This window comes from Mesorhizobium temperatum (genome assembly GCF_002284575.1).
Lineage (GTDB): Bacteria > Pseudomonadota > Alphaproteobacteria > Rhizobiales > Rhizobiaceae > Mesorhizobium > Mesorhizobium temperatum.
This window is the reverse complement of record NZ_NPKJ01000033.1, coordinates 70,069-80,004: the sequence shown is the minus strand read 5'-3', so window position 1 is coordinate 80,004 and position 9,936 is coordinate 70,069. Positions and strand designations below refer to the sequence as shown.

Sequence of the window (9,936 nt, the reverse complement as noted above, 5' to 3'; positions counted from 1 at the left end):
GGTCATGGCGCCTATCGCCGCCGAGTTTGCTGGCGATCTCGGCTACAGGCCGGAAGCATTTCTGATGGCGGTCGCCATTGGCGCCGGCTGCGATTTTCTCACCCCGATCGGCCACCAGTGCAACACGCTCGTCATGGGGCCGGGCGGCTACCGTTTCAGCGATTATCCGCGTCTGGGACTGCCGCTATCGTTCCTCGTCGTCATTGTTGCTGTGCCGATGCTTATGATCGTATGGCCAATGAGCTAATATGCGATACAGCGACCTTTCGCCGGCCGACGAAAACTGTCGCATCTCTATCTTGCTCAACTGTCGCATTACTAAGTGGTTGCTACACATGTGTCCAGAATGGACCCTGTGAGCGATGGCTGGGGCGCCAGGATTCGAACCTGGGATTGTCGGTACCAAAAACCGATGCCTTACCACTTGGCTACGCCCCAGCAACGGGAATATGCCCGTTGCGCGCGCGGCCTTATAGGACGAGCCGACGGAAAGCTCAATGCCGAGAATAGCGGCTATGCGCAACTGGACCGTAGCCAGAGTTTCGGTCCGCAATCATCGTCCTGGATGGGGAGTTCTGTCGCTATTCACCCCAGACGGCCATTTCATTGCCTGCCGGATCCATGAAATGGAACCGCCTGCCACCGGGGAATGAGAAGATCGGCTTGACGATCGTGCCGCCGGCATTTTCGACGGCGCCCAAGGTTTCTTCCAGGTGCTCGGAATAAAGCACGGAAAGCGGCTTGGCGGGCGCTTCGCCGGCATCAGCATGGAAGCCTCCGTCAAGACCTTCTGAAAACGCCGAATAGGTCGGCCCGTAGTCGGTGAACGACCAGGAAAAGGCGGCGCTGTAGAAAGCCTTGAGTCTATCCAGCGTTCCACCAGTTGCCGGCATTTCCAGATAATCGAGTTTTCCGGTCAGTCTCATGGCGTTACCCCTGGTTCCTGTTATGTTCTACTTAAGTGGCCATCGAGCCGCAAGTCTTTTTGGCATCGCTTTTTCTTAATCGATTGTAGAAGCCGGCTGGCTTTGCCGACGCTTGCCTTTCGCACTGCAGCATAATATCGCTCGGATAGGGACACGGCGGAACTTCGGCTTCGTCAATCTTTTCAATCTCCTGCAACCGGAGAGCAAGCATGACCAAATGGGTCTACACCTTTGGCGACGGCGCTGCGGAAGGCCGTGCCGGCGATAGGAACCTCCTGGGCGGCAAGGGCGCCAATCTGGCCGAAATGTGCAGCCTCGGCCTGCCCGTGCCTCCAGGGTTCACCATCACCACCGAGGTCTGCAACGCCTACTACGCCAACGGCCGCACCTACCCGGCCTCGCTGGAGGCGGACGTCGCGGTTGCGCTTGACCACATCGGCCGGCTGACCGGGCGCCGTTTCGGCGATCCGTCGAAACTGCTTTTGGTGTCGGTGCGTTCCGGTGGCCGCGCCTCGATGCCCGGCATGATGGACACCGTGCTCAACCTCGGTCTGAACGATGAGACGGTCGAGGCGTTGGCCGCCGATTCAGGCGATGCGCGCTTTGCCTATGACAGCTACCGGCGTTTCATCCAGATGTATTCCGATGTCGTCATGGGCCTCGATCATGAGGTGTTCGAGGAAATCCTCGAAGACCAGAAGGGCGGGCTCGGCCATGAACTCGATACCGAACTGACTGCCATCGAATGGCAGGGCGTAATCGCACTCTACAAGGCCAAGGTCGAGGAGGAACTCGGCAAGCCGTTTCCACAAGATCCGAACGAGCAGCTCTGGGGCGCGATCGGCGCCGTGTTTTCGAGTTGGATGAACAACCGCGCCATCACCTATCGGCGCCTGCACGACATTCCCGAAAGCTGGGGCACGGCGGTCAACGTCCAGGCCATGGTCTTCGGCAATATGGGCGAGACTTCGGCCACCGGTGTCGCTTTCACCCGCAACCCGTCGACCGGCGAAAAGATGCTCTATGGCGAGTTCCTGGTGAATGCACAGGGCGAGGATGTCGTCGCTGGCATCCGCACGCCGCAAAACATCACCGAGGCGGCGCGCATTGCCGCCGGCTCCGACAAGCCGTCGCTGCAGAAGCTGATGCCGGATGCCTTCCAGTCTTTCGTCACCATCTCCGACCGTCTGGAAAAGCACTACCGCGATATGCAGGATCTCGAATTCACTATCGAGCGCGGCAAATTGTGGATGCTGCAGACGAGGTCCGGCAAGCGTACCGCCAAGGCGGCGCTCAAAATCGCCGTCGACATGGCGCGGGACAAGCTCATTTCAAAGGAGGAGGCCGTCGCCCGCATCGATCCGGCCTCGCTCGACCAATTGCTGCATCCGACCATCGATCCGGCGGCGGCGCGCGATGTGATCGGCATCGGCTTGCCCGCATCTCCGGGTGCTGCCACCGGCGAGATCGTCTTTTCCTCCAATGACGCCGAGGAACTTAAGACGCAGGGCCGCAAGGCGATTCTCGTGCGCATCGAGACCAGTCCCGAGGACATCCACGGCATGCATGCGGCGGAAGGCATCCTGACCACGCGTGGCGGCATGACCAGCCACGCCGCGGTGGTGGCGCGCGGCATGGGCAAGCCTTGTGTGTCGGGCGCGGGCTCGCTGCGCGTCGACTACAGAGCCGGCACCCTGATGGCGATGGGATCGACGTTCCGCAAGGGCGACATCATCACCATCGACGGCGGCAACGGGCAGGTGCTGAAAGGCGCCGTACCGATGCTGCAGCCGGAGCTCTCGGGCGATTTCGCCGCCATCATGGAATGGGCCGATAGCGTGCGCCGCATGAAGGTGCGCACCAATGCCGAAACGCCGCTCGACGCGCGCATGGCGCGTTCCTTTGGCGCCGAAGGCATCGGGCTTTGCCGCACCGAGCACATGTTCTTCGAGGGCGACCGTATCGTTGCCATGCGCGAGATGATCCTGGCCGACACCGAAAAGGGCCGGCGAACGGCGCTCGCAAAACTCTTGCCCATGCAGCGCTCGGATTTCCTCGAACTGTTCGAGATCATGGCCGGCCTGCCGGTGACGATCCGACTGCTCGATCCGCCGCTGCACGAATTCCTGCCCAAGACCGAGGACGAGGTGGCCGAAGTCGCCGCCGCCATGAACGTGTCGCCCGACAAGCTCAGGCAGCGCACCGAGGCCCTGCACGAATTCAACCCGATGCTTGGCCATCGCGGCTGCCGGCTTGCGGTTTCCTATCCCGAAATCGCCGAGATGCAGGCGCGCGCCGTTTTCGAGGCGGCCGTCGAAGCCGGCAGAAAGGCCGGCGCGCTGGTGGTTCCGGAAATCATGGTGCCGCTGGTCGGTCTGGTGAAGGAGCTCAACTATGTCAAGGCGCGGATCGACGCCGTCGCCAAGAGCGTGATGGAGGAAACCGGCGTCAAGATCACCTATCTTACCGGCACGATGATCGAACTGCCGCGCGCCGCGATCCGCGCCCATGTCATCGCCGAGGCCGCCGAATTCTTCTCTTTCGGCACCAACGATCTGACCCAGACGACCTTCGGCATCTCACGCGACGATGCGGCCTCGTTCCTAGAGACCTATCGCCAAAAGGGCATCATCGAGCAGGATCCGTTCGTGTCGCTCGACATCGAGGGGGTCGGCGAACTGGTGCGGATGGCGGCCGAAAAAGGCAGGGCAACGCGGCCGGAGATCAAGCTCGGCATTTGCGGCGAACATGGCGGCGACCCGGCGTCGATCCATTTCTGCGAGGAGGTCGGCCTCGACTACGTGTCGTGCTCGCCATACCGCGTGCCGATCGCCAGGCTGGCTGCCGCGCAGGCGGCGGTACAGGCTGCAAAGAATGGCCGCAGGTAAGGGGCACGACATCGGCAACGATTGCACCCCCGACTGATCGGCAGGACAGGTTTCGAGTCGTTCCTGCTCAGGCGGGTTTGGCTTCGATCGTCACTTTGTTGGGATAGAATGCGCCGTGATCGCGGATTTCGATCATTTCGTCGAAAGGCTGCTCGTAGGCCCACATTGCATTCTTGCCTGCTTCCGCGGCGGGCAGAACGCTCCAATAGCTCGCATCGCCCTTGTAAGGGCAGTGGGTCGACAGTTCCGTCTTGCGAAGCTGGTCGAAATCGATGTCTTCGAATGGAATGTAGAGGACCTGGGGGTAGGGGGATTCGGCTAACACCTTGGCCCTCGTGGACGAGGCAATGACCGCGTCGCCGGCGCGTACGGTCACAGTGCCGATGTAGGGCTCGACAGTAATCACTTTACCCCGGTTGCGTTGAAAGCCGGGTGACGGATTGGCGATCTGGTCCATGACGGGTTCTCCTTGCACGACCTAAAGTGTGTCGGGCGTGCGCGCCGCGCAAGGCCGCCGTCGAATGCGGGGCTCGAAAACCATCGCCTTTGGCGTTGCCGGATCTCTCGTCAAATCGGCCCTGCCGATGACCACATCAGGCGGCAGCCTGAAACGCGTCCATCAGCCCGGCATAGGCGGCGGCGATACCGGCGACCGGATTGGTGCTTCTCGACGCGGTCTCGACCTTCAGCGCACCACCGCCGGTCGGCAAGGTAAGAAGCAGGAACTGGCGGTTGCCGCCATCGCCGACGCATGCCGCGGCAACGTGCTGGCCTTCGCCTTCGTTCTGAACGCACATCTTGAACAACAGCGTGCCGCCGACCGCCTCAAGGGCGCCGCCGACAACTTCGACGAATTCGTCTTCGGAAACGGTTTTGGCGTCCGGCACCAGATCAGCCAGGCTTTCGGCGAGCGTATCTTCGAGAGTCTTGTCGTCGAGCTGCGCGTCCATGCGAACCTCTTTCATTCGCCAATCGCACCCCTGCCCATTAATCAAAGTTAACGCCGACGATGGCCGGATTGTGGCGGCCTGTCTTTTCGATCAATGTACTGCTTCTGCCCGGTCATGGCTGGACAATCCGCTTGTTCGTCCCACAATGGAACGAAAAACCAATGGGAGGAATAGAATGCTCGGACTGATGCAGGAATGGCCGCTGCTTTGCCACAAGCTCATCGACAACGCAGCCAGGCAGCACGGCGAACGCGAGATCGTATCGCGCTCGATCGAGGGCCCGATCGTCCGGACCACTTACGCCGAAATTCATCGCCGCGCCTTGCGGGTCGCCGAGCGGCTCGAGCGGGATGGCTTTGGGCTTGGCGATCGCATCGCCACATTGGCCTGGAATACGGCGCGCCACATCGAAGCCTGGTACGGCATCATGGGTGTCGGCGCGATCTATCACACGCTCAATCCGCGCCTATTTCCCGAGCAGATCGTCTGGATCATGAACAATGCCGAGGACAGGGCGATCTTCGTCGATCTGACATTCATGCCGCTGCTTGAAAAGATCGCCGGCGCGGTCAAATCGCTGAGAAAGGTGATCGTGCTGACCGACAAGGCGCACATGCCGCAAACGGCGCTGCCGAATGTCGTCGCCTACGAGGAATGGCTTGACCAAGCCGACGGCGCCTTCACCTGGAAGACGTTCGATGAAAACACCGCCGCCGGCATGTGCTACACCTCGGGCACGACAGGCGATCCGAAAGGCGTCCTCTACAGCCATCGCTCTAACGTGCTGCACGCCATGATCGCCGCGATGCCCGACGCGATGGGCCTCTCGTCGCGCGACACCATACTGCCTGTTGTGCCGATGTTCCACGCCAACGCCTGGGGTCTTGGCCAGAGCGCGCCGATGATCGGCGCCAAGCTGGTCATGCCTGGCTGCAAGATGGACGGCGCCTCGATCTACGAGTTGCTCGACACCGAAAAGGTGACGTTCAGCGCCGCCGTGCCGACAGTGTGGCTGATGCTGCTCCAGCATCTGGAGGAGACCGGCAAGGAACTTCCCTATCTGAAGAAGGTCGTCATCGGCGGCTCATCCTGCCCGCGCGCGATCACGACGAAGTTCCAGGACAATTACGATGTTGAGGTCATCCACGCATGGGGCATGACCGAAATGTCGCCGCTCGGCACCCTGTGCACCATGAAGCCGGGCTATGCCGGGCTTGAAGGCGAAGCCAGGCTCGACGTCCAGGGCAAGCAGGGCTATCCGCCTTTCGGCGTCGAAATGAAGGTGACGGACGATGACAACAAGGAGCAGCCATGGGACGGCAAGACATTCGGACGCTTGAAGGTCCGCGGACCGGCTGTCGCGCGCGCCTATTATGGCGGCATCGGATCCGAACAGTTTGATGAAGAAGGCTGGTTCGATACCGGTGATGTCGCCCATATCGACCCGAGCGGCTATATGCAGATCACCGATCGCGCCAAGGATGTCATCAAATCGGGCGGCGAATGGATTTCGACCATCGAACTCGAGAACCTCGCGGTCGGTCATCCTGATGTGGCGGAGGCGGCCGCCATCGGCATCCAACATTCGAAATGGGGCGAACGGCCGTTGCTTGTCGTTGTCCGCAAGCCGGGCCGGGAGCCGACCAAGACGGATATCCTCGCTTTCATGGACGGCAAGGTGGCGAAGTGGTGGATGCCGGATGACGTCGCCTTCGTCGGCGAAATCCCCCATACCGCTACCGGCAAGATCCAGAAGACCACCTTGCGCCAGCAGTTCAGGGACTATCGTCTGCCGACGGATTGACGGAGATGACGTCTTTCGCCTTAAAGCCGCCGCTAAACGGCTCAAAGCGCCCGTTCGGGGTGGAGCAGTGCTGAAAACAATGGAAAATCCCGAGCGACAGACGTCGAGGGCGGCCGGCTGGTCGCGGCGGACAGGCGCTTTTTCGGCGGTCCTGCTCCTGACCGTTCTCGTCGGCCACCGATATGAGCTTGTTGAAACGCCGGCTTTCCTTTGGGTGCTCGGCATTGTCGCTCTGCTTGCCGCCTTTGCGCTTTTATTCGCCGGATTTGCCTTTTCGAGATTTTGGAATTTCGGCGACCGTGGCGGTCGCGATCTCACCGTCGGCACGTTGCTGGCGCTGCTGGTGCTTGCTCCCTTTGGTATCGCTGCCTACTGGGCAGCGACTTCTCCGCCGCTCAGGGATATCTCGACGGATTTCGACGACCCGCCGATGCTCGACACCAGCACTCGGACCGGGGATATGAACGCGCTTTCGCCACCGACCCCGGGCGAGCAGCGCCTGCAGACCGAGACCTATCCGCTTGTCACCGGACGCAGCTACAATCTGCCTTTTGATCGGGTCCTGGAAGCAGTCGAAACCGTGCTCGATCGTCGGGATTGGCAGCTAACGGCGCCGGTTCCCCGCGCGATCGGGCAAAGCGAGGTGACGATTAACGCCCTAGCCAGGAGCTTCCTCCTCAGCCTTCCCGCCGACGTCGCCATCCGTGTGACCGACGATGGCGATGCAATCATTGTCGACATGCGTTCGGCCACCCGTTATGGCCGCTACGACCTTGGCGACAATGCGGCCCGCATCGTGGATTTCCTCACCGAGCTGGATCAGGAAGTCGCCGGCCAGGTCGGCACGGCCCCGGTCGAGTGATGTCCAGAGCATTTTACAGCTCAAGCGGTATCGCTCGGCGCTACAGAAATGCGGCTGATACAATCTGGGGTTGCCGGAGGCAATTCGACTTGTCTCGCCAGTCGCCTTGCGTCCATAAGCGGGCCCTGGTCCCCTTCAGTCGAAATGTGCGTGCTCCGCTCGACGGGACAGTTGTGGAATCGCGCCGCGAAGCAGCCGCGCGAGGTTGGGTCGCCGTCCCTGGGTCGGTTGATTTGAGTCTGGGGCAGACTATTCGCCAGGGTCGAATTCACCCTTTAGCAAGATTGTCTCCACCGGCCCAAGCGGATTAATGATCCGGCTCTCCAGGACTTCGATAAGTTTGCGTCCGACACCCGCCATGTCCACGAAATGAACTCCAATCTTCGCCGGCAGGAAGCGTGCCAGCCGCGTGCTGTCACGAGTGACAATGTGGACGTCGCTCCCCGGCGTAAGACCTCTTCTGCCAAGAGCGTGTAACGCCCCTAGAAGGCCCAGTTCGTTGGCGCATGCCAAGCCTGTCGGCGGATCTGACCAAGCCAGCAAGCGATCGAACCAGGCTGCGCTCGATTCCATGGTGAACATGCCATGACCGATCAGCGATTGGTCGATCGGAATACCGGCCTCGGCCATTGCCCTTCCATAGCCGGAAAGACGCATGGCACTTGCCTGATCCTCCGGAACCAGAAGTTGCAGTGCAATGCGTCGACAGCCCTTATCCATCAGCCGTCGGGTCGCCTCGTAGGCAATCTGTTCATTGTCGACATCGACATAGGGATACGCGGTATCCAGGTCGGTTCTTCCAAACGCGACGAATGGCATGCGTTTATCCAGCAGCAGCTTGACGCGCGGATCACCCGACACCAGGCGCGTGATGATCAGTCCGTCTGTGCTGCGCGCCTGAAGCTGCCGCTGCACACTCTCGACGGGATCGTCGTCGGGAGTGGTGGAATAGATGGACAGACTATAACCGGCTTGCCGCGCCGCCAGCGTCATGCCTTCGATTAAGGGAAGCTTCAACAGATCGGACAGATGGTCTCGTGTCTCCATCGGGAGTATTGCCGTCAGCGTCAGCGTTCGACCGGTTTTTAGCGCACGACCATGATGATTTGGTAGATAGCCGACCCGCTTAGCCGCCTCCTTGACGCGGGCTATGGTCGAGGGCTGCACTTCCGGCCCATCCTTCAGAGCGCGGGACACCGTGGTCACCGAGAGGGAAAGTTCCGCCGCGATCTGTTTTAGATTGGCCATTGTTCGCCCGACTTCATTTGCGAAAGCGCCGGCTGATTTTGCTGACCGCCATAACGTTACCGAATTCGACATCCCGGTCAATCCAAACGCCCATAGGAAGCAGCTTGACTCAGGCGTATTCAGATGCAATCGTAACGTTACGATTACAAATAAATGGCCATTTCGAGCACCATTTGATGAATCTTGGGGAGGAGAACCTATGTCCTGGCTACGCATTTCCTTAGCAGCGTTCGCAATCTCGGCTGCCTTGCCCGTCCATGCGCAAACAGTCACCATCACGACCGCAGGTGGCGATTATGGCAACGCCATGAAAGAGGCCATGTGGGGCCCTGCTGCAAAAGAGCTCGGCTATGATGTCCGCGAGGAGACGCTAAGCGACGGCCTGGCCGCCTTGAAGATGCAGGTCACCTCGGGCGCGGTCACGACCGACGTCATTCACCTGGGCTCACCGGAAGGCGCCCAGGCGGCCGCACAATCGTTGCTGGAGCCGCTCGACTACAAGATCATCGACCCCAAATCCGTGCCGGAGGGTGCAAAGTCCGACTACTGCTATCCGTTCGATTCCTATGGCACCGTCATGTCGTGGAACACCAAGACCTATGGCGAGAACCCGCCGAAGACCTGGGCGGAATTCTGGGACGTTGCCAAATTCTCGGGCCGCCGCGCGTTGCGCGCCAATGCGCAAGACTCGATCGAGATCGCGCTTCTCTCCGATGGCGTGGCGCCGGCGGACGTCTATTCCGTGCTCAGCACGCCGGAAGGTCTGGAGCGCGCCATCAAGCGGCTTGAAGCGATCAAGCCAAATGTCGCCGTGTGGTGGACCTCGGGAGCTCAGTCCGCGCAGTTGCTGAAGGACGGCGAAGCGGATCTGGTCGTTACCTGGAACGGACGGGCCCAAACCGTGAAAGCAGACGGGGGTGCTGCTGACTACACGTTCAAGGGTTCGGTTATCGGCACGGACTGCCTTGGGGTGCCGAAGGGAGCGCCGAATAAGGAAGCCGCCATGAAGCTCATCGCAGCGATGACGCAGCCCGCGCGTGTTGCGAAACTGACCGATTTCATCGCCTATGGCCCGGTCAATCCTGCGGCATATGAGGGTGGCCTAATTCCCGAGGATCGCCTGAAGACGCTTGCGACCGCGCCTGAAAATGCCGGCACTTCGGTGTTTTCCAATTCAGAATGGTGGGTCAAGAACGGCGAGGCTGCTCAACAAGCCTTCGATGAGATGATGGCCCGCTGAGCCTCAGCTGTAAGGCTG

Annotated in this window: 8 protein-coding genes, 1 tRNA gene and 1 pseudogene; 5 read left to right on the top strand and 5 right to left on the bottom strand. The window is 60.7% G+C overall.

The genetic code is table 11. From position 1 onward, the window contains the following. Nucleotides 1-247: pseudogene (locus CIT26_RS09600) on the top strand (SLC13 family permease); the annotation flags it as partial. A gap of 116 nt (nt 248-363) precedes the next feature. On the opposite strand, the gene CIT26_RS09595 reads toward CIT26_RS09600, so the two are convergent. Both CIT26_RS09595 and CIT26_RS09590 read right to left on the bottom strand, forming a co-directional pair. Next, nucleotides 364-438: transfer RNA gene (locus CIT26_RS09595), tRNA-Gln, on the bottom strand. Between the two features lie 143 nt (nt 439-581). Beyond that, on the bottom strand, nt 582-926 hold the full coding sequence (locus CIT26_RS09590; protein WP_095492356.1) for a VOC family protein: 345 nt from the start codon (nt 924-926) through the stop codon (nt 582-584). Nucleotides 927-1,135: 209 nt separating this feature from the next. Here CIT26_RS09590 and ppdK point away from each other — a divergent pair, with 209 nt between their 5' ends. Further along, on the top strand, nt 1,136-3,814 hold the full coding sequence (gene ppdK / locus CIT26_RS09580) for a pyruvate, phosphate dikinase (RefSeq protein ID WP_095492354.1): 2,679 nt from the start codon (nt 1,136-1,138) through the stop codon (nt 3,812-3,814). Between the two features lie 67 nt (nt 3,815-3,881). Here the strand turns inward: ppdK and CIT26_RS09575 are convergent, their stop codons facing one another. Then, nucleotides 3,882-4,271, bottom strand: coding sequence for a DUF427 domain-containing protein (locus tag CIT26_RS09575; protein ID WP_095492353.1), 390 nt, complete (start codon nt 4,269-4,271; stop codon nt 3,882-3,884). A gap of 136 nt (nt 4,272-4,407) precedes the next feature. After that, nucleotides 4,408-4,764: a hypothetical protein gene (locus tag CIT26_RS09570; protein ID WP_095492352.1), complete on the bottom strand. Its 357-nt coding sequence runs from the start codon at nt 4,762-4,764 to the stop codon at nt 4,408-4,410. A 175-nt stretch (nt 4,765-4,939) separates the two neighbouring features. Between CIT26_RS09570 and CIT26_RS09565 the strand changes: the two genes are divergently transcribed. After that, complete coding sequence (locus CIT26_RS09565) at nt 4,940-6,568, top strand: fatty-acid--CoA ligase (RefSeq protein ID WP_095492351.1); 1,629 nt, start codon at nt 4,940-4,942, stop codon at nt 6,566-6,568. 79 nt (nt 6,569-6,647) lie between these two features. Then, entirely contained in the window at nt 6,648-7,430 is a 783-nt protein-coding gene (locus CIT26_RS09560; RefSeq protein ID WP_095492350.1) for a DUF1499 domain-containing protein, read from the top strand. 249 nt (nt 7,431-7,679) lie between these two features. On the opposite strand, the gene CIT26_RS09555 is transcribed toward CIT26_RS09560, so the two are convergent. Continuing rightward, nucleotides 7,680-8,678, bottom strand: a complete 999-nt coding sequence (locus CIT26_RS09555; protein WP_095492349.1) for a LacI family DNA-binding transcriptional regulator — start codon at nt 8,676-8,678, stop codon at nt 7,680-7,682. Here CIT26_RS09555 and CIT26_RS09550 point away from each other — a divergent pair. Beyond that, a complete protein-coding gene (locus tag CIT26_RS09550; protein WP_245319306.1) occupies nt 8,671-9,918 on the top strand; it encodes an ABC transporter substrate-binding protein in 1,248 nt (415 codons plus the stop codon). The genes CIT26_RS09555 and CIT26_RS09550 overlap by 8 nt on opposite strands. The last annotated feature ends 18 nt before the right edge of the window (nt 9,919-9,936 follow it).